The sequence below is a fragment of the Oxalobacteraceae sp. CFBP 8761 genome (assembly GCA_014841595.1).
In the GTDB taxonomy this organism is placed as follows: domain Bacteria; phylum Pseudomonadota; class Gammaproteobacteria; order Burkholderiales; family Burkholderiaceae_D; genus Telluria.
This window is the reverse complement of sequence record JACYUE010000003.1, coordinates 335,072-358,738: the sequence shown is the minus strand read 5'-3', so window position 1 is coordinate 358,738 and position 23,667 is coordinate 335,072. Positions and strand designations below refer to the sequence as shown.

15 protein-coding genes and 1 pseudogene are annotated in these 23,667 nt (G+C 49.8%); 6 read left to right on the top strand and 10 right to left on the bottom strand.

The window, feature by feature from the left end; translation table 11 throughout:
• Positions 1 to 417: 417 nt before the first annotated feature.
• The gene (locus IFU00_19550) at positions 418 to 1,407 is read right to left on the bottom strand and encodes an SMEK domain-containing protein (protein ID MBD8544475.1); all 990 of its coding nucleotides are present in this window, start codon (positions 1,405 to 1,407) and stop codon (positions 418 to 420) included.
• 509 nt (positions 1,408 to 1,916) lie between these two features.
• Here IFU00_19550 and IFU00_19545 point away from each other — a divergent pair.
• A pseudogene (locus tag IFU00_19545) lies at positions 1,917 to 2,017 on the top strand (IS5/IS1182 family transposase).
• A gap of 288 nt (positions 2,018 to 2,305) precedes the next feature.
• Here the strand turns inward: IFU00_19545 and IFU00_19540 are convergent.
• The 7 genes from IFU00_19540 to IFU00_19510 all read right to left on the bottom strand — a co-directional run bounded on the left by IFU00_19540 (position 2,306) and on the right by IFU00_19510 (position 11,873).
• On the bottom strand, positions 2,306 to 3,637 hold the full coding sequence (locus IFU00_19540) for an McrC family protein (GenBank protein MBD8544474.1): 1,332 nt from the start codon (positions 3,635 to 3,637) through the stop codon (positions 2,306 to 2,308).
• Positions 3,634 to 5,673 carry an AAA family ATPase gene (locus tag IFU00_19535; GenBank protein MBD8544473.1) on the bottom strand — a complete coding sequence of 680 codons (2,040 nt, stop codon included), beginning with the start codon at positions 5,671 to 5,673 and terminating at the stop codon, positions 3,634 to 3,636. The genes IFU00_19540 and IFU00_19535 overlap by 4 nt, the downstream gene beginning before the upstream one ends.
• Before the next feature lie 304 nt (positions 5,674 to 5,977).
• The gene (locus tag IFU00_19530; protein ID MBD8544472.1) at positions 5,978 to 6,496 is read right to left on the bottom strand and encodes a 3'-5' exoribonuclease; all 519 of its coding nucleotides are present in this window, start codon (positions 6,494 to 6,496) and stop codon (positions 5,978 to 5,980) included.
• 221 nt (positions 6,497 to 6,717) lie between these two features.
• Positions 6,718 to 7,779 carry a TniQ family protein gene (locus IFU00_19525; protein ID MBD8544471.1) on the bottom strand — a complete coding sequence of 354 codons (1,062 nt, stop codon included), beginning with the start codon at positions 7,777 to 7,779 and terminating at the stop codon, positions 6,718 to 6,720.
• Entirely contained in the window at positions 7,776 to 8,729 is a 954-nt protein-coding gene (locus IFU00_19520) for a TniB family NTP-binding protein (protein MBD8544470.1), read from the bottom strand. The genes IFU00_19525 and IFU00_19520 overlap by 4 nt, the downstream gene beginning before the upstream one ends.
• Before the next feature lie 3 nt (positions 8,730 to 8,732).
• Positions 8,733 to 10,646 carry a transposase family protein gene (locus IFU00_19515; GenBank protein MBD8544469.1) on the bottom strand — a complete coding sequence of 638 codons (1,914 nt, stop codon included), beginning with the start codon at positions 10,644 to 10,646 and terminating at the stop codon, positions 8,733 to 8,735.
• 999 nt (positions 10,647 to 11,645) lie between these two features.
• Positions 11,646 to 11,873 carry a DNA-binding protein gene (locus IFU00_19510; protein ID MBD8544468.1) on the bottom strand — a complete coding sequence of 76 codons (228 nt, stop codon included), beginning with the start codon at positions 11,871 to 11,873 and terminating at the stop codon, positions 11,646 to 11,648.
• Between the two features lie 443 nt (positions 11,874 to 12,316).
• Between IFU00_19510 and dcm the strand changes: the two genes are divergently transcribed.
• Genes dcm through IFU00_19490 form a run of 4 tightly spaced genes read left to right on the top strand, consistent with a single transcriptional unit; the run spans position 12,317 to position 18,501 of the window.
• Positions 12,317 to 13,666, top strand: coding sequence for a DNA (cytosine-5-)-methyltransferase (gene dcm / locus IFU00_19505; protein MBD8544467.1), 1,350 nt, complete (start codon positions 12,317 to 12,319; stop codon positions 13,664 to 13,666).
• Between the two features lie 56 nt (positions 13,667 to 13,722).
• The gene (locus IFU00_19500; GenBank protein MBD8544466.1) at positions 13,723 to 15,261 is read left to right on the top strand and encodes an ATP-binding protein; all 1,539 of its coding nucleotides are present in this window, start codon (positions 13,723 to 13,725) and stop codon (positions 15,259 to 15,261) included.
• 8 nt (positions 15,262 to 15,269) lie between these two features.
• The gene (locus tag IFU00_19495; GenBank protein ID MBD8544465.1) at positions 15,270 to 17,531 is read left to right on the top strand and encodes a hypothetical protein; all 2,262 of its coding nucleotides are present in this window, start codon (positions 15,270 to 15,272) and stop codon (positions 17,529 to 17,531) included.
• A gap of 1 nt (position 17,532) precedes the next feature.
• Complete coding sequence (locus IFU00_19490; protein ID MBD8544464.1) at positions 17,533 to 18,501, top strand: PD-(D/E)XK motif protein; 969 nt, start codon at positions 17,533 to 17,535, stop codon at positions 18,499 to 18,501.
• A 165-nt stretch (positions 18,502 to 18,666) separates the two neighbouring features.
• On the opposite strand, the gene IFU00_19485 is transcribed toward IFU00_19490, so the two are convergent.
• On the bottom strand, positions 18,667 to 20,301 hold the full coding sequence (locus IFU00_19485; GenBank protein MBD8544463.1) for a heme peroxidase: 1,635 nt from the start codon (positions 20,299 to 20,301) through the stop codon (positions 18,667 to 18,669).
• Between the two features lie 270 nt (positions 20,302 to 20,571).
• On the bottom strand, positions 20,572 to 21,270 hold the full coding sequence (locus IFU00_19480) for a hypothetical protein (GenBank protein ID MBD8544462.1): 699 nt from the start codon (positions 21,268 to 21,270) through the stop codon (positions 20,572 to 20,574).
• A gap of 1,844 nt (positions 21,271 to 23,114) precedes the next feature.
• Here IFU00_19480 and IFU00_19475 point away from each other — a divergent pair.
• Positions 23,115 to 23,645, top strand: coding sequence for a hypothetical protein (locus IFU00_19475; GenBank protein MBD8544461.1), 531 nt, complete (start codon positions 23,115 to 23,117; stop codon positions 23,643 to 23,645).
• The last annotated feature ends 22 nt before the right edge of the window (positions 23,646 to 23,667 follow it).

The window sequence follows — 23,667 nt, the reverse complement described above, 5'->3', positions numbered from 1 at the left end:
CCATCACCGTTAAAGTCTGAAAATATCGGAGTTGCGCGATACCGTAACGGAAAGCAATCAGACCAGCTTAAAGGAAATCGGCGACGAGTCGCGCCACGGCTGGAAATTGCGTGTGTAAGGCGCAATGACTAGTCGTGCGCTACGTGCACAAAGTATCGTCGGGCTCGACCCAGCGCGGGTGCGCGCGCGAAACGAGCGAAAGGTAGCAAGCGGTTTCGGTCCACAGCAGCACGGCGACACCAGGGCTTATCAAGATACAATCCAACCTAACCGACGTCGATTGGAAGTGGTCGCTGATCCCTTCGAACGATGACCGGAACAGCAAAAACCTTTTCATGAGCCTAGAGCAGCTTGGGTGTGATCATAATTTTGGTCGATCGACGAACCTCGGCCGGCTACTCCCTATTCGTGCTACGGCTAATCAAGAAGACTGAAATCGGCGTCAACGACTAAACGTTCAAGCCCATTTTCAATCTTCAACTGTATTTCAAGAATTTCTGAAGCTACCGCATAAAAATCGACCCCTGCCTCCAGCTTCCATCCCGCAATAATAAAGCCATCATCTGCATACATCAAATTCGCAGCTTCTAAACTTCTGAAATTGCCATGCCTTTCGTGCGGGGAAATTCCAGACAATAAGTTATCATATTCTTGAACCGGCAATTGATAACTGTTATGCTTTATCTCGCCTCGACTAATAACTGTGTGCAAACATATACGTGCCTGCCGTGATAAATTGGACAGCCTGGAATACAGATCCCCAATTTTCTTGAAGACGGTCTTTCCATCTCCACTGTCGGCTTCGTAATCCATGTACTTCAACACGACGTCTGCTGATACGGCAGGTTGATTAACGACTGACTGTGCCTTGAAGATACTGCCATCATCAGCGAACTGAGAAAAAAGCGGACGCATTTCTCGACCTAGCATCTCGGAAAGAAACGTTTTCTTTTCTAACGAAAGATTTTCAATTTTCTTCAATAAATCATCGACATCCCAGATGTCATCGGCTGTTTTAAAAGTAATGCCATTAACAGGAAAAGTCGTCGAGTAATTTTTCTTAGCAGTTAAGATGAGCATCACAAAGCGGTCATAGTTTTTCTCAAGCCCATATTCATTGAATTTCTTTAACGATTCTTTGATTTTAGGTGAACTATTTTCGGCAGTGACCTGGATGCACAATCTTTCCTTCCAGTCACCGAGATCGATTGCAGCTTGGTTTTTAGTTATGTCATTGAGGTTGATCAGTTCGTAGTCGAAAGCAACATTCAAAAAATCACGAAAGAAATTTTCGGCAGCCTTATTGAGATCATATTGTTGGAGCTTACTTTTTGATTTGAAAATATAGCGTAAAACACTCAAATGCATGAGAATATTCTCAAATTCTTTCGTCGAAGCTATAGGCATAATTGGACTCAGGTCAGTGTTTCAGGCTAGGTAGCCGGTATTCTAACCTGCAACACGTTAGAACTACCTACCTCTAAGTGGTCCATCATCCTCGCCCTGATCAAGACCAAAAACAATCTCGGCAAAGTCCAAAGTCGAGTTGCCGTACTACGTTTGGCCCAAAGCGCGGACACTTCCACCAGCTATTCCTCCTCTTCCTGGCTTCAGCCTCTCCCAGTCGGGTTGGCTAAGGCCATGGAACTCGAGCAGATCCGAGAGATGTAGGCCGGCGCTTTTTTCGCCCTGTTGACCGGTCTCCAACACCATTAGGAAGTCCGCATCACCTGGATGAGCACCGGCCGGCGGCGTACGGCTACCCGCGGTTGCGGTCAAGCCAGGCACGTTCGATTCGATCAGTTCATGCATGAAGCGCTCTACATCGCCACGCTCACGCCGCGCAGATAGCCCGAGCGCAAGGTTGAATGGAACGCGCTCTTGGCGCGTCTCCTGATCCCACTGGGCCTAGGCACACTGGACGCCGGCTGGGCCGGACAATCTGGAGAAGTGGAGCAGCTACCACCGCCGTCGTGTTGAAACCAGAATGCAATGCTTCAAACTGCTGGGTAATAAGCATCTGGATGAACCCCGGGTTGTCCGCTTTTGGCCCAGGCTGTGTAAAAACGCGCGATCGGCGTGTCTTTAGGGGTCCCTTTACCATTCCCGAACTGGGGAAAACGCCGTGGCGAGCGATCTGAAAGGTCGAGTGTTGCCGAGCCGACGCCTAGTTTGTGTTTTTACACAGCCTTGACCCGCTGCGACCTTCGTAACGGCTCAGTGTATGGGTAATTTCTTGGAAAGCAAGTTCGAGTGTGCGCCTTTAGTGGTCGGTAGGCGTTATTAAATAGACTTTACGGCGATCTCATGCCGCAGCCTTTGTTGGGTCGGGAGGTAGTGAGAATGGTAGCAGCGGTGCAATCTGCATGTCCGGATGCACGAGCAGGCGTTCCTTCCCTGCTCTGTTGCCCATTTCGAATGGCACCACCCAAAGCAACATGGCGGGAGCGAACGCAAAGGGCGGCAGCGGCGACTCGAAGGCATCTGTGCGGGGATAGATCAGTACAAGTTCCTTATGCACCTGGCTCACTTCAATATACTTGTGCGCGTAAGCGAAGAGTTGGTAGAAGTCGCTCTGAGAGATGCCGTAACGCTTGTCGCGTGCTCCTCCCAGGCGCTTCCACTTGGTATCTAAAACTACGCGCTGACCGCCGCACTCGAGCACTAGGTCGGGCCGCAGTTGAAAAAAGCCTTTGCCGTCGTGCTGGCATAGATGGGTCTCGCGCGCCTGGCGTTTCAAGTGTGCCGAGCGCGGCAACTGGCGCAGCAGCGCCGCCTCTACGAAGCGTTCAAACAGTTTTTCCATGGGGAACAGCAGGCTCATGCCATGCCATTCGCCCTGTACCGCCAGCGGCAGCTGCTGGCCCAGCACCAACTGACACCATGGCAGGATCGGTGCATAGTGCGCCATTAAGCGCCCGCAGCGCCAGGCCCGGAAGTCGAGCTTAACGTTGTGCGAACTCGGCACCTCGGCCAGCAATTGCATGAGTTCGTGCGAGAGCCGCCAGTTGAGCGGGTCCTGGGTCGATTGGGAAACCTGCAGCAAGGCCGAGCGGATCAGGCGGTTCTCGGGAAAATCGAGCGAGAACACATCGTGGCGGGTATGGAGGTAGTGCGCGCGGTGCAGCGGCTGGCGCAACTGGGCGATTATGTCGAGTTGACCGCGCAGGTTGCGCTGCTCTTCCTCTACCCGTAGGTAGTCGAACTTCATGCCGCGCTTCACGAGGTGCTCAAGCGCGGTTAAGAATTGGCGGCGAACCCATTCCGACAATGGCATATTGAACAGAGCCAGATCGGCCGGCCCTACCTCGCGCGCAGGCAGGTCGAGTGCGGCCTGGATCATCCTCGCCATGAGAGCACGCGCTGCTTCTTTCGAGTCGCCAGATTCCACGTGCTTGGGTAGAATCTCCAGCGTGGTGCCGCATGGCGTCTCAAGGATGCCGACGAAGTTGTCTAAGCGCAGCCACTGGCTACCCTCCACTTCAAGCAACTGGGCGCCATTGGCGCGGAACTGGCTTGCCAGGTGGCACAGGTAATCGAACGCGCTTTTTGTGACCTGGGCACGGTCAAGCGAAGTCACCGCCAACGGGCAGGTGGTCAGCTTGGCGAACTCGCGAACGACGACGGTTTCGTTCAACTTTTAGCCTTTAAGGCTGCGGTAATGACCTTATCGCCGAGTTGCTGCGTGTTGTACTCGTTGCCCATGGAGTTCAAGCAACTAACGCTGAGCTTGGCGGCCAGACTACGTAGGATCGGCTTGGCAATCTGTTCTACGCCGTCTTTTTTTACCACGACCGCTCGCGACTTGAAGCGCTCGATGTGATAACCTTCATAGGTGACACTACCAGCACTGACGCGGGGCGTCGATGGCAAAGGAGGTACCGCGTCGCTATCGATAATCCCCAGATACGATTCAACGCGATCAAAAGCGTCTTCGTTGATCATCCAATTTTTTTCTTGCACCCGCCCCTCGAAGCTCTCACCGAACAGTACTGCCGTGCTGCTTTCGGTCGGCACTACAAAACAGTTCACGAGCAACTTGCGATGATCGTTGAGCACCCACCGAATGCGGTTCCAGTCCTCAAAAAAGTATTCTTTAAGTAGCGGAATGATTTGCCGCTCAAAAATGCGGCCTAAGCGCAGCAGCGAGTCATCCTCGATTAAGGGCAAAAAATAGGCATGGCCAAGGCAGTGCTCGCGATCCAATAATGCCTCGATGCGCTCGTTCATCACCGTGAGCAGTCGTCCAATGACCACGCCATGAATGTTGACATTGGCGAGCAAATCAGGACGCGGCGGCATTTCCTTAAAGACGAAGCGGCGGCGCAATGCGATATCCAGGCCGCTCAAGGACCGATCGGAAGTATTCATCGTACCGATCAAATACAAGTTGTCCGGGACGCTAAAGCGCTCCTTCGAATACGGCAGCGTCACCGACAAGGCCTCGCTAGCGCCGGAGCGCTTGCTCGGTTCGATCAGGGTGATTAATTCCCCGAAGATGCGTGAGATGTTACCCCGATTGATCTCGTCGATGATCAGGACGCGCTCGCGCGGCCCCTGCTGCGCTAGCACTTCTGTGCCACTAGAACTCAATAGCTTTGCTAGCTTGGTACGGTCAAGTGCATGGGAACCGATCGGATACAGTGCGCCCATCGTAAAGTCGTTGTTCATAATTGCACGGCATTCCATCGAGAGGTCGAATACCTTGAGCCAGCGCACAGAGCGCGATTGCGCGAAAGTATCTGCCGCCCGAGGTAGGTGGGCATAATCTCCCGTCACTTGACCAATCGCACGAAACTTTGAGTTTCCGTCAGCAGCGACCACCAAGTCACCAGGTTTCATCTGACGCACCATGTAGTCGACAGCGCGCAAGCCCGAGGGCGGCTTTCCGTTCTGAGTAGGCCCGCCGAGCAGAGTCGAAATCCCACCTTCACTGGTAATCCCGGAAAAATCCCGGCCATTGCCCCACCCAAGAAGAATGCGCCCATCCTTGATGCATTCTTCATAAATATGATTCTCTTCGGCCCGATTCCCGAGCGACATTTTCCACACAGTCGTATCTGGCCCAATCTCAATGGTTGGCGGTGTGTCCACCAACACTTCCTTCACCTGGGCATCATCGCAGATCAGTTTGAAGACGCCCGGTTTTGGCGGGAACGTCAACTGCTTCGTGACCGGGTCGGGCACGGCCCCCAAACCCTCCACAAAGTCTTCGTAACTGAAACTCTGATGGAATGTTACGAAGCGCACATGATTCGAAAGCTCGAGTTCTTGGAAACGAGCCCGGAGCTTGAGCCGATCCATGCGATAGGTTTCCAAAAAAACGGGATCGAGAATGGCCAGTGTCTCGTCGATTGTGGTGTGTGTCTTGCCGGTACCCGGAGGACCGTACAAGATCTGGTTCAAAGGCGGAGCGTGGTATTGCAAGAAGGCGTAATACTGTTTAATCGCTGCGCGCAGGCCGCCGTTGTAGACATTTCCCTGGTTGGAATCTGGGCCGTTTGAATCATACCGCGCTACTAAAGGCGCAAGTTCTGCCGGCCGCCGTATAGAAAAAATGTCCCTCTTAGCATGGTCGGATAAATTGTCGATATAGCGTGTGTATTCAGTAGAGGTCTTCTCCTGCTTGCCCGTCCTGAGCATGTGTTCTTGAAATCTAAGCTTTACGTTCAATGCGTGCTCCATAACGTGTTCATCACCGGCCACCAAAGGGAAAATCGATCTTCACGCACACTATATTAACCATCAGCAAATGTCTACGCGAAATAACCATCGATGGCTGGACGATCGGCCCACCGCATGTTCCAGGGTCATCTTCCCCTTGGGAATCCAGAGCATGTTGGAAAAAACCTACGCCAACTCACCAACAAGTGCCTGCAGTTCTAGTGGCCGCCGCATAGCTAACAATGGGCACATCGATCCGTACTGATGCGGTAGGTTGACAGCTAGATCACGCGTTCACACAATTCCCCTCCTGTCAGCAGTTTTCCTTGTTGTTCTTCCATGCTAGCCAGCCGCACCTATGTGCTCTTGCATCATGAAGAGCATGGTGCCATGGCCCGCTACGTTCGTGATACCGTACAACGGCGTGGTGGAATTCTGGCGAGCCAATCTGTCCGCACAAATCGTATCGTCCCGTGAGATTCTGCGGCCGCTTGCCGTCTAATGCGTCAAACAGCAATTCCCAGTCGGTAAAGCTGTCGCACGCAATAGTGACACTACCAGGCAGCAAGGAAAACCATATTGATAACCGTTTTTCTAGCGTGTCTCGGTCAACAGCCTCAACGTTCCCTCCTAGTAAAGGTAGCACAGCGGCATGAACAAAGGGGCTGCACCATTCTCGCGTGTAGTCGCTGCGCTCCAAGTACAGTTCGTACTCGCCGTCCTCGCTCACCATCCCAATGCTGATGAGGTCACAATTTAAAGAGTCTGTATATTCTGTGTCGAGAAATATGAGCATGATGGGCCGTATGTCGTTAGGTGCAATATAGCGCATGGAGATCGCACCGGTATAAATTGGCTAAAATACGGTGCGAATCCTGAAAAGTATTTCCGTGAAATGAAAAGCGGCAGAATTAGTGAAACCATAGTAGATTAGTAAAACCAATCCAACGAAGTGGAGGTGTAACATCGCATCCAAGTAGCGCACGTACACGTTCAGGAAGAATAATTTCTAGATCACCTATGCAAATACTAAATTTTATTTATGACCTGTCGTCAAGTATCTTCATAATACATATATAGGATTTCGGTCTGCGAAAAACCCTCCATACGTAAATCACGTTCAATAGCCGAGATTATCTTTTGCTGACCATCGCTTAAGAAGTTTATATCTCCACGTGTAAGTAGCTCAATCAGTTTTGCTGGTGGCAGCTTCAGTAGGGCGCACACTTCGCTTTTGCTGAGATACGGTAGGCGCGATTTCGCAGCGCCAATTTCAGTGAATGGCCAAACTGCACTGGCAACTTCGTCGGCGAAATTTTTCAGCATGGGACCGCCCGATAAAAAAGGCAGCAACTGATTGCTTAACCTCATACTCGGTAGACGATATACGGCCTGCGCTGCGACATACTCAAGTGCGGCTCCATCGCCGCGCAAAAATGAGACGGCGGCCTCTAGTCTTGCATAGTCGACAGACGGATCGTCCATTAGTCCGTCGAAACGTGCCAACGCCCCCCAGAACTCGAGTACTAGGTTTAACGAGGCAAAGTCCTTGTAATCCAGCATCTCCTCAACCGCATTTATTGCACCGATACAAATCGTATCGCCTTCCATCCCCAACAATGAAGATTGACAATGGTTACACGATGAAATTTCGCTGCGTGCCAGTGATGGCCTCCGCTTACAGTTGATACAACGATCTACTAAGAGACGATTGTGTCGAGCACATGCTGAAAATGGTCGGACCAACCATTGCTGGCGCCAGTATGGCTGTTCACGCAGACATGCTGCGCAAAACGCTCTCGCATCATAGCGACGAAAGTAATGATTAGGTATGATTGCTGACCGATATTGGCGGGCTGCGCGTGGCGATGAACCAACACGCGCTAGAGAAAGCCCAGCTACTTCATCGACAAGACCAAGATTTTTGATTAGTAATGCGAACTGTATAGGGTCAACAAGCGTGGCGCGCAAACGCTCTTCACAAAATAGGACATCGGTTCCAGAGAGCAACTGATATACAGACGAATGACCATTTTCCTGTGCAGCACGTATTAAAATGCTTGCAGGCGTTTCATCTTTAAACGGAAGTGGGCGGAACAGTAAAGAATTTTTCACGTCCGTCTCCGTATGGCCGTAGAGAGTGCGCCATGAGATAACCTAAATGGATTTTCGGTAACTAGACTAACTGCCGCCGTCGCCCCCCTATCCCAGGCTGTCGAAAAATTCTCTAAAGTTACATGCTCTGTGCCCGATTTCAACGCTTCTAATATGGCCTGCTTTATTAGCAAAATAACAAATGATGGGATTCCGCCAGTTGCTGCGTACACTTGTGTTGAACTATATAAAGAATCAAATCGGGGAATTGATGCAAGAGCCAATCGCTGTTTGGCTTTCCGAATGGCTTCGTCCATGAAGAGTACTAAATCCCCTGGGTGGCTTTGGTCTCCAGGAGTCAGCGGTGAAAGGTGAAATCGCATTGGGAACCGGCGTGCTAATTGATCGTCTTCAGCTAGGACCGGTTCGAATGAAGGGTGGCCCACGAGACAAAAAGAAATGCCAGTCCGATTCACTAATGTTTTGATCCAGTTACGGACTTGGCTGTTCGTTATAGATGACTGGCTTTTGCTACCAAAAAGATTGTGTACTTCATCTGCAAAGACCAAGATAGTTTTAGACTTCTCCAACAACATGCATAGCCGCTCTGTTAGATAGTGTGCAGATTTACCGGATGTTGATGCGTTCGCACCAAGTGCTTCGAGCATACTTGCAGCAACGGACCGCACAGTAGCCGGTGACGGGATTTCGAAATAAAAGGCGGGTACGATTGTCCTTTCAACGTGGGCGTGGCATTCCGTTGAGATCGGCATGCGTGACAAAAGTGCGCGGCTTACTGTGGTTTTCCCGAGTCCGGCCTCCGCAAGAACTAGACTACCGACTGGTTCAAGATAGTGCCGGGACTTCAGCACACACTCCTCAATCCCTAGCACTGCTTTCTCGAAAGCCGCGTGTAGGATGATGACTTTGTCGAGTTCAGCCACGCGTGCTATCAGGTTTTCTTTTAGCATGGTCTACTCTGTTTCTAGGGACTGGATCGTTGGAATAGCGCTCCACCCTACCTCCGACGTTTGCTGAGGGATTGAGGCGAGCAGGGGGGCGAGCGTATGCTGGGGGCTATAAATTTGCTCGGCCTCGTCTTTATGCAGAAACTCGCTGCATTCACGAGGATTCGATTTTGCATCGACTTTATGTGACTTGCGGCCGGCACCGTTGGTTAGCTTACGGAGCCATTTCTTTGCTGCTTCGCTTTCATGCTGGATTCTCGACATCAGTGTCCAGCGAGCGATACGGTTAGCATTAGGCCCGAACCGCTTTCTGTCCGTGTCGGACAGTGCTTTCTTGATCTTCATTGCCTCTATGTGCGCAAAAATCGTTAGACCGTCCGTATACCCGGGATCAGTCGATTCAGCCATCAGGTATTCACCGACCAAAGAAGGGTCTTCGAAGAAGACGGTTTGCAGGTTCAACTCGTCGATTAAGATCGTAATTTTCGAGTGGCCTTGCGCTTCAAGACTGATAAGAGCATGTGAATAATAGTGCAGCCCTTCGAATTGAACCCGGCCGCCATGGATGGATCGCTGATATGGCCGTCTGGCCAGAACATTCACCTCCGCAGCAGTGAGTTTCATCGGACCCATCACTCTCGCTTTTTCTTCCCATGCGATAGCTGGAGCACGAAGGGTTCGCGAGTGGACTGTCTTGTGATATACCTCGTTAATCCACTCGTCGGCGAAGGACATGACTTGCTGCATGGTGAACCGCGCATTTCGACTGGAATCATAGTCGCCTCGTGCCACGGGACTGGAAAAAGTCGTGCCCGCCAAGCTTTGTATCAGCGCGATGGTCAACGTTCTGAAGAAGGATTCCACGTGCGCTTTGCCATTCGGGTCACGCGACTGTGCTGGCGAAATCGTTATCTTCAACGTACTGCACACCAAGATAAATGCTGAGTTCGCGAATTCGACGCCATTGTCGGGAATAATCAGCGTTGGAACGCCATAGCGGACCAGCATGTCCTTCAGTGCAGCCAAAGCAGTAGTTGCGCTCGGATCGAACATGCTGATGTACGTGCCAACAATGCACCTTGTGTGTACGTCAAGCACGGCTGTGAGGAACGGACGCCCCAACACGTCGCCAGTATCCGGATCAACAACCAGTACATCTAACTTATGCGTGTCCATCTGAACGATGGAAAGGCAATTTCGCGCTTCGATGGAACGCCCCGCTGCACGAGCTACTTTGCTGGCAGCTAATACACCCTGCTGGGCACGGGTGACCGTGTACGGATCAAGGCGCTTTATCCGCCGCTGGATTGTACGGAGAGACGGGAGCCTAACGTTGCTGGTGTGAGAGTCGCAAAGGCCGAGCTGTGCCGCTTTGCCGATCACGTGACTGTGCACTGCGTCGCCGCCACCGTGTTCACGCTGGAGGAACTGTTGCTCAATAGCTTCGCAGATTAATTGCTCGACTTCGACAGCGAAGCGAATCGTTCGATTTCCCCGACGCGAATGGCACGGTGGAAGAGATTCTTCTTTGCGCCTCTTAAATCCAGCGATCCAATATGACACTGTTCTGATCGAAGGCGGCTTTGCATCGGAAAGGCTGGCGCAAACTAGCCCGATTACTTCGGCCAGCGGTCCTTTCGCGGAAGGGCGTGGTAGTGTCCGAATTGCTGTCTCGATATAGCGATATTTTCGGATGCTCGCCTGGCAGTTGTGCGGTGTGACGAGCACATCGGTTGTATCAGCGACGAGAAGCTCTCCTTGGAGTTGTAGGTCATGAAATTTCGCGTAGGGCATTCGATGGACTTGTCCACCCGCACAGCTTGAGTAACGAACTGTTCCATCAGTAATGAAACTGACCTCGAATTTTGCACCATGGATTGTGAATCGCATTCCCAGTTTAGGTTCAAAAGCGGAGCTCATCGGACACCTCGCGACCCGAGCGTTTCAGTGGACGGTTGATTGAAGGGCCACTGCTGATGAAAACTCAAGAAATCGATTATTTGCACTGGGAGCTCATGTAAAACCATTAGCTGATACGCTGCGTCAAACGAGTTACAACCATGACGCGTAAGTAACGATCTTGCCAGTTCAATCTGCATTTGGGAGAAGGCTTGCAGGTGACCGCGCGCATAACGTTGCAGTAGATCTTCCAAAATCCGCGGGCTCGGTAAGCTGTGCACGTCGATCAATTGGAAGCGCACTCCAGCCTGGTCAAGTACGTTTCGGATCAACCTGAAGCGATCAATGTCAGCCTGTGGCAAGTGTGCAATAGATGGCTTTACCTCATGAACCTCGACTTGACCACAAGCCGTTCGAATCAAAAAGTCTGGGTGCGCGAATCGTCCCTTTGGTAGGCGAATACGGATTGCCTGAGTTCTATATTCCTGCACGCTAGGGGAACGTTCCAGAACTACAGCATATGCAAGCTCAAGTCGGCTCTCCAGTGGAATACTGCCGCCGCATTTCATGCTCGGGAACAATGCGGTTCTTCTGCCTCGGCCACCCTGCCGAATTTTTCGGTCACCATGAAGGACACGAGCAAGGTTAGGTGACTTTTGGAAAGCTTGCGCAATTTGAGTGAGCAGCTCGGTAGCGTCGACGCTGATTGAATCCTGATCGGCAGAATCGATGTTGCATTGCTTCTTTAAAGAAACTTGGGATGTTTGAGTAAGGCGGTTGGTGTAACAAGTTCCTGACATAGTCGTCTTCCAAGTAGTCCGGTTGCACGGTGTTACGCCCAGTCCTGGCGAGCGTAACCGTGACGCACCTTCAGAAAAATGATGGCGTGACTTGACTCTGGGCTGCATTCAGAAGAAACTACAGGTGCGAACCGTTGTACGTGTCTTCTGATACTGCAACCGCAGACGGACCCGAGAGGGTCCGTTTGTGTTTATAGAGATGAGTTCTTTTTCTAGCCTCCTATTCTCGGTAACGGCTTGTCGAAAAATCAAGGTCGTGCTCTACGATTCCATCTTTCATGCCCAAACGTACTGCAATTGTGTGGCTCTTTCCGCGTGATGGGACGCTCTGACCTCTCAGCACTTGGTATACCAAAGACGGAGTGAACCCGTTCTGTCTTGCCCATTCAGCAACAGAAACGCCGCGAAATTTAAAATCTTGCAATACATCATCAGCGGTACGGTTCATGGATATGCTCCGGTTTCTTGCTAAGTTGTGAAGAAACATACACATTTATGAAAATGCATGCAAGTCATTGATTAATTTAAAGTTGTTAGTTTTTTGACGACGCATTTTTCTGACATTTCGAAAGAAAAATGCGTTTCTTAATGTAAAATTTCCATGATAACTCTTGCAAGTTTTAGATTACTAAAAGGCGGAAAAATTGCGCTTTGAAGCTGAAAGTCTTCTATTTTTCGTAGCCAAGTCTTTCAACAGCAGAGGGATGGGAACGAAGAAAACATGTCTAAGTGACAAACTAACTACATTTCCTAGCCGCAAGGTACTATAGTGAGCACAGTTGACTTTTTGTTGATCTTCTTGACCCGAAGTGACACAATACTGTATAAAATAACAGTATTTTTTGTGAGGGCGATATGAGCTACTCAATTAAATAGAACCTTGGTTGTAATATGAAGCTAGCTCCATTCAAATTTATCGATTTATTCGCAGGTCTCGGCGGATTTCATCTCGCCTTAAGCAGGATGGGAGGCGAATGCGTCTTTGCTGCTGAGTGGCAAGAGCATCTAAGAGATTTGTACAAGATCAACTTCGGTATTCGTCCCGAGGGCGATATCACGTTGATTTCCCCAAACGATATCCCGGCTCATGATGTCTTAACAGCTGGATTCCCGTGCCAACCTTTTTCCAAAGCTGGCGAACAACTCGGCTTCGAATGTACGAAACAAGGCGATCTGTTTTTTAATGTCGCCGCAATTCTCGAACAAAAAAAGCCCCGTTTTTTTATACTTGAAAATGTTCCTAATTTATTGAAGCACGATAATGGAAGAACGTGGGCAGAAATTCAAGAAATATTGGGCACAGGTCCGGGGGGGCTTGGCTACCATATCGCAGCTGAGCGTTTTTCTCCGCATAACTTTGGCATCCCTCAGATTCGAGAACGTGTATATATCGTTGGCTCACTTATACCGCTTGAGAATTTCTCTTGGCCCACCGTTACTCCAGCACAGACATCAATTGACACGATTCTCGACGACCACCCTGAGAACGCGAGGAAGCTTTCTCCTCAAGTCATCGAATGCTTGAGCGTTTGGGCTGATTTTCTCCGTCGCTGCCCTCCTGATGTTGATTTACCATCGTTCCCATTATGGTCCATGGAATGGCGTTCAACTTATCCCTACGAGGAGACTACGCCGTTCGCGTTGAAAGAGGACTTTGGAATGGATGGCATAAAGGGCTTTTGCGGGAGTCATGGGCGGAAGATGGGGTACTTGCATTCCCTCGAAGAACGGTGGATGGCCTTACCAAGCCATGCTCGGACACCTCAACGCAAGTTCCCAAAGTGGAAAGTCGACTTTATTCGTCAAAATCGTCAGTTTTATGCTGACAATAAAGAGTGGATAGACCCGTGGATGGCCAGCATCCTTAAGTTCCCGTCGAGTCTTCAGAAACTTGAATGGAATGTTAAAGGCGGAGAACGTGATATCTGGCAATACGTTCTGCAATTTAGGGCGTCTGGTGTTCGCGTGAAGCGTCGTACAACGGCCCCCAGTCTGATTGCAATGACCGACACTCAAGTCCCTATTATTGCTTGGCAAAGACGATATATGACACCCCAAGAATGTGCAAAATTGCAGAGCCTTGATGGGTTAAAGGCGTTGCCATCTACTCCAACAAGGGCATTCCATGCTCTCGGCAATGCTGTGAATTCAACAGTAGTCGAAAAAGTCGCTGCAGCGCTGTTGGCTAATTTGGAGGCGCATCTAAGAGAGGCCGACGCGCATGCTGAGGTCTGCGCATGATGGATGATACTGAACTGAGCAGGTTACCATCCATCGAAATTCGCCCAGAAGTAACTATGCTTTCAGTGCTTCGGCACTTGAATTATAAGGCTTGGTATGCGATTGCAGAATTTATCGACAACTCTTTGCAGAGCTCTATAGCAAATAAGGAGCAGTTGAATGCTATTCATGGAGGGATATTTCAGCTAAAAGTTGACGTCAAGATCGATACGTCTGGGTCCGGCCAAATTGTGATTTCCGACAACGCTGCCGGGATAACGGAGTCGGATTTTCCTCGCGCATTCAGAGCTGCTCAAGTTCCTACCGACAGGAGCGGGCTTTCCGAATTTGGAATGGGCATGAAAAGCGCTGCGTGCTGGTTCGCTCAGACTTGGAGTGTGCGAACAAAAGCCATAAGTGAGTCCGTAGAACGATCGATTTTTTTCGATATTGAGAACATTGTTGAAAATAAGATCGAGAGCCTTGATACAACCGTTCGAAATGTTGACGCCGCTACGCACTATACGGTTGTTTCGCTGCGCGGCTTACACCACCTACCTCATGGTCGGACGATCGGGAAAATTCGAGACCATTTGACTAGCATTTATCGCGTGTTCTTACGAGATGGAAGACTCCAATTAAGTCTGAATGGTACTCCTTTGAACTATCAGTCTCCAAAGGTACTTCATGCCGTTGAATATACATCGCCGGGTTTTCAAGCGACTGTCGCAAATGCCGAAGCATTCGAATGGAAAAAGGATATCGATCTTGACTTTGGCGGTGGCCAGCGAGTGACCGGTTTCGTGGCACTTCGGGAAGTGGGGTCCACAAGCTTAGCAGGCTTCTCGCTTTTTCGCCGAGACAGATTGATCGAAGGGAGTTTCGACGAAACATACAGGCCCAGTTATGTTTTCAAGCAGACAAATAGCTACCCGTATCAAAGGCTTTTCGGTGAATTGCATGTAGAAGGTTTTGAGGTAAGCCATACCAAGGATGGATTTCGTTGGGAAGAGTTCGAAGATATCTTTCTGGAGCAATTGAAAGCGGAAATCGAGCGTCCACCTCTTAATTTATTGGCGCAAGCTGAAAACTATCGCGCGCTGCCTGTCAAAAAAAATATTGAGACCCAAGCTATAGCAGCTACAAACTCAGTGGCTGATTATGTTGAGAAAGATGTAGCTCCGCTTCTCGTTGACGCTCAACAAAATCCTACCGTTGCCGCAGAACTCCCCACGGAGCTGATTAGCAGTTCCTTACAAGCATCTGAAAGAACGGTAGAAGTTAATGATGGAATCTATCGGTGGGTGATAACGCTTCGCACCTCTGTTGATCCCTCAGCTGAAGATTGGGTTGCTTTATCCAGGGCTGAATTGCCAACAGACAATGGTGAGCAAATCCGGCGACTAATTGTTGATCTATCCCTCGCGCATCCATTCTCAGTTAAGTTTTTAGGAGCAAATAATGAGAATGTAGAGTTGCTTTTACGCATATCGACGGCGATTTGTATCTCATTAGTTTTGTCGCAAGATATTTCAGGCGATCCCCCAGAGAATTTTTTTGGCCATTTCAATTATTTAATGCGTGGCGCAGTCCGAGGCGCATCTTTTATCAGCTAAAGGGAATTATGGCTACTTCGATCAAAATCTTGAAAACGTTGCAACCGCCTCTTCGTTGGGTGCCTGAAAAACGAGAGATTACCGAAGAATTCTTGCAGAGCAAGTCAAAAGACCATAACGGCCCTAGCTATGACGATTTAACCGATGGAGTCAATTCTGTGTTACAGGAGGCGCAACGCATATTAGGGCGTTGCTTGCCTCCGACCGATCCGGCTGGGCGCGAAACAGGTCTTGTAGTTGGATATGTCCAAAGCGGGAAAACGATGTCTTTTGAAACCGTTATTTCGTTAGCCCGCGATAACGGGTATGGTTTGGTGATCGTCTTAGCTGGCACAAAAAATAATCTTCGCGATCAATCCGAGGATCGTTTGAAGAAAGACTTGGGCATTGATGAAGGCGACAATTGGTATCATTATTCCAACCCAACAAGCAATTCCAAGTCACAGATTGAAGACAAGATTAATGCGTGGAAGAAGAACCCCACGAGAAAAAAGGCTATTCTGATTACTGTACTAAAGCATGGCGGGCATCTTGAAGCGCTGGCATCTTTAGTCAATAAATTGTCTATCTCCGATGTTCCGGCATTGATAATCGACGATGAGAGTGATCAGGCGAGCCTCAATACACAAGCTGCTCGCATCCGCAGCGGCAAGGTATCGCCCTCCGACACAAGTGCGACTTATGAAAAGATCTGCATTCTTAGAGATTTCATACCACATCATTCATACTTGCAATATACCGCAACCCCGCAGGCAAATCTGCTGCTTGCTCAGACAGACCTTTTGAATGCCTCGTTTGCTGAACTCGTAACGCCCGGTGATGCTTATACAGGTGGAAAATCGTTTTTCGGGAAAAATACTAAGCTAATAAAGAATATCCCGTCTGAAGAAGTGCCTGGTGCGAATAACTTGCTCTCTGGATCTCCAAAGAGCTTAGTGAGCGCGTTAAGATATTTTCTGTTGGTCTGCGCGCACCATGCGATTACTCGTGAAAGAAAAAAGGATAGAAATCGTTCAATGATGATTCATCCGGCGATGTTAACGACTTCCCATACTCTCTACATGGCATGGATCGATAAGTCTCTAAAATCACTCAAGGCGATTGTTGAACGTGAATATAAATCGAAGCTAGCAGATGTCGCCAAAAAGTTTCAAGTTGAATATGATTCGCTCAAGTTAAGCTTTCCAAAAATAAAACCGCTTGACGAGCTAATTGTTGCAATGGTTGACGAGGTATTTAGCGAACTAAACCCCGTGCTGGTCAACGGCACGAAAGACGCCGAAAAGAAAATCGATTGGAAGTCCACTCCGTATTGGATTCTTGTCGGCGGCGCAAAATTGGATCGAGGATATACCGTTGAAGGGCTTTGTGTGACCTATATGCCTCGTCCTTTAGGAACTTCGCCTGCCGCTGATACGTTGCAGCAACGAGCTCGTTTTTTTGGTTATAAGAAGTCATATTTGGGCATGTGCCGCGTATTTGTACAAGAAAATGTGAAAAATGCATTTACTGAGTACGTGGAACACGAGGAGTTTGTAAGAAGTGCACTTGAAAGCTCGCGGGGCAAACCGCTCACAGAATGGCGTCGCGACTTCGTGCTTACGTCAATGCTCAAACCAACGCGGTCAAATGTGGTAGGCCTTGGAACCCGACGTATTCCTGCTGACGGCTGGATGGTGCCTGATGTCCTTCAGCGCGATGAAGAGGCTGCCAAGGCAAATCGGATTCTGCTTTCTTACATCGAGACGGAGTGGGCAAGCAAATACGGTGCAGCAGTCAACGCTGCCAAATATCCTCAGTTCAAAGGAGGTAAGGATTCCTCACCGCACTTTGTTATCGAACCGGTCCCTCTAAAAGCAGTGCTTGAGGACTTCTTGCTGGAGGTAAAAGTCCGAGACCCGGTAGATGCGGAAGAGCATAGTGCGATGTTGATTGCTGTCGCCTCTTTGTTGGCAAAGGAACCCAATCTTACCGCTGACATATTCCTGATGAACAATTTGCATCCGGGCTATCGTACAAGGACGGCAGGCCGTGGCGTCAACGAGCTTCATCCTTTTGCGCCTATAAATCAATATTTCAGCCAAAGTGCTGCAGCTGTTAACGATAGAAGTTTTTGTTCCACGGAGCGCATCTCACTTCAGCTTCGCAAGTTTAACTTGGGCACAAACGTACGCGATCCCGATACAGCCGATATTAAAGATGTGGCTTGGTTTGCGCTAAATATTCCTAGAAAGCTTCGGAAGGAATTGCTGATCGAAGTGCGCGCATAAAATGGACATCGTTTCTTTGTTTGGTGACATCGCTCGTGCTTCTGCTCCGGGAAGTTTTGCTGCGATTCCATTGCCCGGCCGTCGGCATGACTTTCTTGCAAAGGGCATCGATGGAGCTCCGGTTTTTCTACTGCACGATGCGAGTAAACCACAATATAGCCCCGGAGTACACTTTAAGTATCTAACTGTGCAATACCACGCGACTTGCGAAGTGCAAACCGAAGGTCGTGACCTGAGTGGGCAATTTGCTGTTGTCGCTTGTGATGGCTCGATGGCGGACCTGCACGAAATTTTTATTCGTTGTTTCGGGGCGGCCGTCGAGGAGTTACCGATTGAATGTGGAACCCGTGAATTAAATGGCTGCGTTCAAAAGTTGCTCGATCTGTTTAGGTTGCTTTCACAGCCGAGTTCCAGGAGTGTTACCGGACTGTGGGCTGAACTCTATGTAATTGCTAAAAGTGGCCACGTCGCAGATGCTCTACGGGCATGGCATGAAACCCCTGCCGATCGTTTTGATTTCGCTTGGGCTACTGGACGATTAGAGGTGAAGGCTTCAGCTCAGTCGGTTCGAATTCACCAATTTGCTCTCGAGCAGCTTGCTTGTCCAGAGGAAGGCCACGGTTACATTGCATCGTTTTTGGTTCAGCCTATTTCTGCAGGCATTGGCGTACTTGATCTTGCAAACCAGGTTGACCTTGAAGTTCGTGACTCGTCAATATTACGGCAGAAGCTCTGGTGCAATGTAGCTAAGGCGCTGGGCAGTGACTTTTCCGACAAAGTAGACAAGCGGTTCGATATTGCTTATACCGAACGTTCTGCCATGGTATACGCGATGGATGACATTCCGAAACCGGACGAGCCGAATGATCCGCGGGTGATAGCTATACGATTCACTGCTGATCTCACGACGGTAACTTCATCCCTAACATCGACTGCGGCGGCGGCGTTACGAGGTATGTTCGTCCGCTGACTCATCGCTATGAAAATCACCGAGCTTTTTATCGCGGGATAAATTTAATAGGTTGAAGTTTCACATTGTTCTTTCTTCAAAAAATTTCTTATTTCGGCAGAGATTTAAAATCCGCTGAGCCATCGAACATAGCTCAGCAGATAAAATGCCATTTTTTTGAAATCATCACGCTGTTGGTCGAGGCGCGCCAGGTGAAAGTGGCCTGAGTTCGCCTGCTGCCGCTTTAAAGGCAACCTTTAATAAATCACTCATTCTAAAAGTTTTTTCATCAGGACCGAAAGTAGGCTTGAATGTTGGGTCTCGTAATATTGAGATGTCGCTAGACTCGATCGACCGATGGAAGGTCTCAGCTACGATTCGTCCGCCTACTTGCCCGAGCTTACCTTGGTTGAGCTCTGCTTCCCTTAATACGTAAAACCACAGTGGAGTATTTTCGCTTAGCTCTGTTCTCTCAGAGGAATTTAAATTTTCTAAATTATTTCCAAGAATTTGTTCTGCCGTCAATGGTGGCTGTGATCCAGAGACTAATTCTGCGATGTGGTTTGACATCTCTTGGCCAGAAGCTAGCCCAACCATTTTTCCTCGTACTAAGTTGCGGAACGCGAGATTCATCTCAATAGGCCTAACTATAGTATTTCCTCGTTTTGCGAACGAACCAATTGGTAATTCAGCTAAGGGGTTCGTTAAGCTAGTTTCGATAGCCTTAGCGAAGTTTAATGTGGTTTCTGGGCTAAGTTCGGGCGTTCCATCGGTTGCAAAATCATACAGACGCGTCCAGTCGGCTACCCAATTTGTCGGCAGTCTTTCAAACGTTCCATCAAGTGGTTTGTTAACGTCCGTTCCGGGCGAAAGATTTCCGCTGGTTCCCGAAAACCTAAACATGTTTAGAAGGATACCGATGTCTCCAAATACCCCATTCTGTCCAAAGATGGCGTTCCAGTCATACTTATCCCGGATCATCGCATGACCAAGTCGGTAGGCTGCTACCGAAAATTCGATTGGCATTGTAGGGGTGCCTAAACCGCCGATTTCAAATACCCTTCGTCCGTTGTTAAAGACATCGTCCAGAATAGTTGGATCAACTATCCTAGGTAGGAAGTCGTGTCTAATCAGCCATTGATAGTGCTTCACAACTTGCTCGCGCGCTTTCTCAAACAATAAGGCACTGGGAACTGCTGAGCCGGCAAGTCGATCGCAAACAGCGTTATGGAACCGTATAAAGGCCAGATGGGTCTGTCCGACGATCAAATTTTCATCATTACGGATGTCTGGAATAAGAGCTGTCCGAGATTCTTCAGGATCGGCTGTTGCATTACCTCTGCGAGGTAAATCAAAGTCATCAAGAGGAAGAGCAGAAATATTGTTGCCAGGTGATTCTTTTGTTTTTCCTAGCTTTAACTTAATGCCATCACTCTGGTAGAAAATAGGTTCTGCTATTGGACCTAGCCCATACATGCAATCGAGATCTAACGCAGGTGATCTTCCCTGACGCAGTTGAGCCACGTCGACAACAGTACCTAAGGTGACATCTGTTTTATCGAGCGTTAAATCATGATCGATAAACTGGCCCAAGTAGGTATAACCAGCAGGAACTTTGCTATCTTTTTTTTCTCCAGCTGTCATTGCGATTGCCAACGATTCTAATAGCGTGTCGCTTACTGGTTCGCTTTTACTCGGCAGAATTTGCGAAAAGCGAAATGCGCGTTCGCGCTCGCTTTCAGTTGCAGCACGGTTCACATCACCTCGGATTTCATTCAGATCTGCCAAGAAAAAGAAATTTCTGTTATGGCGCTTTGACATACATTCTCCTAATTGAATTGGCGATTTTATTTAATTAATATATAACGACCTACAGCCCCTTCGTAATAGATATTAAATACTATCTATAATTTGGTTAAATCACTTTTTCGGTTAATGTGCACGGGACCGAGCGACACTGATAGTCAATTCAAATATTTGCGTTCAAGTGCAAAAGCTTTATTAGAATAGAGACTACTCATAGCTTCGCCTTCAGCCTGCGGACAGTTGGAATCGCTCCATAGTGAACATTTTCCAACTATCTGTGGGCGGTTACTGCTTAGCGCTATTGTTATTATGCCCAGACTTGAGTTCTTGAGGTTGACTCCTTACAGGCATAGTTACACCGAGCAACACGCGTTCGCTTGGATGGTCGAATGCGGGGACGACGTGGCTTGCGATTAGCCACGAAAAACCAAACAAAGCGAGGCCAATCGTCTCCAAGATTAATATCGCATTGGTATGCGGCCATAGCTCAAACTGACTGACCGCGCCCATGGACAACATTGTGCCAACAATGCCCACGCCGCATGCCGCATATACCGCACGTCGACGCGCCGCGTAGACTGGATGCGGCTTGTGCTCAGCACGCCTATAGAACGATAGGCAGAACCATGCTAGGGTGGTAAACATGACAGCCGCGCACAGATAATGCGGATTAAATCCAATACTAATCGGACATTCTTTCGTGGGCCACATTGCAATGCCGATTGCTGATATGCCGGCGATCTTGCTAGCCACAAGTTCTTGGAAATTGACGCCGTTATGAGCGATCATGATGGCAGCGATCGCATATAAAAAACCGACGAACGCATTGCGCGCGCTCTTACCGTCGCAATATGCGAAACTGATTGACGGCAAGTGCTGCGTTGACAGCCATATTACGGTCGGTCCCAGCGATAGGGCGATTATGGCAACGAGCAGCTTCATCGTTCTAAAGTCGATTTCCGGTTTCGTTGGAAGTTGTAGCATGGCGCCCCCAGCGTGGTAGTCGATTCACAGTTCTCCGTGCAGCGCGAGCAGTTACTGACACTGCTAACGTGCTCAATTAGAACCTCCGGTGATTCAAACCGTTCGGCAGAGCTTCATTCCCCATTAAGCACGAATATGTCGTGGAATGCGGGCGAGGTGGACACGTAGCCATAGCGTGCGTAACTATGCGAAACTGCCCTAATTTGATAATTAGCTTTGAACAATGATGGCAAAGCTGCCGCCTTGAGTTGGCAGCGAGATTCGGTGCCATGTAGCGCTAGTTACAGAAGTAATTGTCCATTGGCACGCTCCGGTCAACACGAATGACTGAATAGCACAACGAATGGCGCCAAAGCAGCAGCGTCTAGGCGATTGAAGTATGTTCAACCGGGCACCTGAGTGTAAATATAGTATTTTTTAGTACCTAGTGCGCATTTGCCTCTCATTTTATTTTCGCTTAACTATAAAACAACACCGAACTTGAAGCCTGCAGTTGTCCGTGGAAGAGTGTCAGCAACTGGAGGCGGAATGAGATGTGTACGCGGCTACTGCAGCAATAACGCCGTTCATACTCGGCGCGGGTCACCCTTTCTAGCATCACTACGCTACTAGCTTGTGCATCTTGACCCGTGGAGCCGATGAAGCGGGAGTGGCACCCTCCCGGCCGCCGCACTGTTCCAGGTGCTCTTGCCGGCGTCGACATATTTACGAATGTTTACGATACCCCGCGCTGCTGCGTACTCCTGGATCCTGACACGCTGGTGGTCGGTCGAATATCCTTGGCCCTTGGTCGACGAACATGATCCAGACCAAGGCTTACAGCGCGTCGCCATAGCCATTCAAGAGTTGATATTGCTCAATACAGTTCAGGATTTTTGGAAGACTATAGGAGGATGAGTAGAGACGCCGCCTCAACTGAAAACAGACTAACGATCCTCGCTACCGCGCTTGCGTTGGAGAAGGCACACGGCCGAAATTTCGCTGCAAGTTATTTGCTTGACGCTGGTATCGCAGCAGAAGTTGTAGTTGAATTATTGTACGGTCTTGCCGTTGAACGCACAAAGGGATGCGTAGGCACTACAGCACATCGGAAGCAACGGGGACCTGCTGCGGACTAGCATTGCCTCGAACGTAAATTCATGCTGCCGGGGCCGTCTGAGCGACCCCGCGAGAACATACGTAGGGCTGACAGATGTGTTTGGCATAGGGACATGGGCAACACACGTCTAGGAACATAGTTTACGCACGTCGTCCTATTTATTTTGCAATCCCCAGGTCAGTTTCATTGATGGTTCTGTTGCAGGATACGACGCTCCAAAGGACGTCGGTGTCCGTTGGTCGGATTGCTACTAGGTCTTCTACCAGGCTCTCGCCGACATATATCTGCTGTCCTCAAAGGTGACATGTCCACCCGCACTTTACGTACGAGCGCGCCAGTGTCGTACCTAATCAATGGGAGTACTTCAAGGGTAACGACGTGCACTGATCACGTAGCGGCTTACTGGTGCTTCTGTCTCAATGCGTATGTGAGCTGCTTCCCCTGTCAGTGAGTGCAAGGTTACGTGTCGCCCGGTGCAAAGTTATGTGTCGCTGGTGCAAAGATATCTGTCGTCCAGCGCTGGAATTGCTGGCCGTGGTGGCGTGAAGGGGCGCTGCCGACCCGGTGGGGATAAACCTGTGGATAAGTCTGAATACTCAGCCGTGCCGCTGTATGCACGGGTTTTTGCACCAGCAAAGGCGCAACACATCGGCGCAATTTAGCGGTGCATTTAATTCCCGATGGAAACTGTGGCGTATGATAAACCCCTCTTCACGACACGATTTGACGCGCAATGACCACTGCCATGGCCACCCCACCAAAGGCCGAGATGCCGCCAGCCCTGCTCGCTGAACTGAGTGCCTGGGCCCAACAGTATGCGCACGACGCCGGCGCCGGTCTGCGCGACGCACTGGCAACGGCCGACAGCGAGAAGCTGGCGCTACAGGCCGATCTGGACGAAGCCCGGGAGGCGCGCGATCATGCCCAGTCGATGGCTGAAGAGCGCGACGAAGAAATCCAGCGCCTGACGGCCGAGCTGCGCAATGCGCGCCAGATCGCCACCGATGCCCTGGTCGGCAAGGCCAAGGACCAGCTGGCGATCGACGGCAAGGATGCGCAACTGGCCGATCTGCGCCAGCAGCTCGAACGCAATGTGACGGCCACGGCGGCCGAATCGGATGCGCGTCTGCAGGCTCAGATGGACCTGATCGGCGCCACGACCGAGCGCGACAACCTGATGGGCGAGCTGAAGGATTTGCAGGCGAAACTCGACACTTCGCGCACCGAGCGCAGCGCACTGCGGGCCGAGCTCGAAGCCCTGCGTTCACGCAAATAACACCCTCTGCACCGCACAACGA

What these genes read in the sequence shown, in the direction of transcription:
- IFU00_19550 (MBD8544475.1), bottom strand. Translation starts at nt 1,407, where the DNA reads ATGCCTATAGCTTCGACGAAAGAATTTGAGAATATTCTCATGCATTTG.
- IFU00_19530 (MBD8544472.1), bottom strand. Translation starts at nt 6,496, where the DNA reads ATGCGCTATATTGCACCTAACGACATACGGCCCATCATGCTCATATTT.
- IFU00_19520 (MBD8544470.1), bottom strand. Translation starts at nt 8,729, where the DNA reads ATGCTAAAAGAAAACCTGATAGCACGCGTGGCTGAACTCGACAAAGTC.
- IFU00_19515 (MBD8544469.1), bottom strand. Translation starts at nt 10,646, where the DNA reads ATGAGCTCCGCTTTTGAACCTAAACTGGGAATGCGATTCACAATCCAT.
- IFU00_19510 (MBD8544468.1), bottom strand. Translation starts at nt 11,873, where the DNA reads ATGAACCGTACCGCTGATGATGTATTGCAAGATTTTAAATTTCGCGGC.
- dcm (MBD8544467.1), top strand. Translation starts at nt 12,317, where the DNA reads ATGAAGCTAGCTCCATTCAAATTTATCGATTTATTCGCAGGTCTCGGC.
- IFU00_19500 (MBD8544466.1), top strand. Translation starts at nt 13,723, where the DNA reads ATGCTTTCAGTGCTTCGGCACTTGAATTATAAGGCTTGGTATGCGATT.
- IFU00_19495 (MBD8544465.1), top strand. Translation starts at nt 15,270, where the DNA reads ATGGCTACTTCGATCAAAATCTTGAAAACGTTGCAACCGCCTCTTCGT.
- IFU00_19490 (MBD8544464.1), top strand. Translation starts at nt 17,533, where the DNA reads ATGGACATCGTTTCTTTGTTTGGTGACATCGCTCGTGCTTCTGCTCCG.
- IFU00_19485 (MBD8544463.1), bottom strand. Translation starts at nt 20,301, where the DNA reads ATGTCAAAGCGCCATAACAGAAATTTCTTTTTCTTGGCAGATCTGAAT.
- IFU00_19480 (MBD8544462.1), bottom strand. Translation starts at nt 21,270, where the DNA reads ATGCTACAACTTCCAACGAAACCGGAAATCGACTTTAGAACGATGAAG.
- IFU00_19475 (MBD8544461.1), top strand. Translation starts at nt 23,115, where the DNA reads ATGGCCACCCCACCAAAGGCCGAGATGCCGCCAGCCCTGCTCGCTGAA.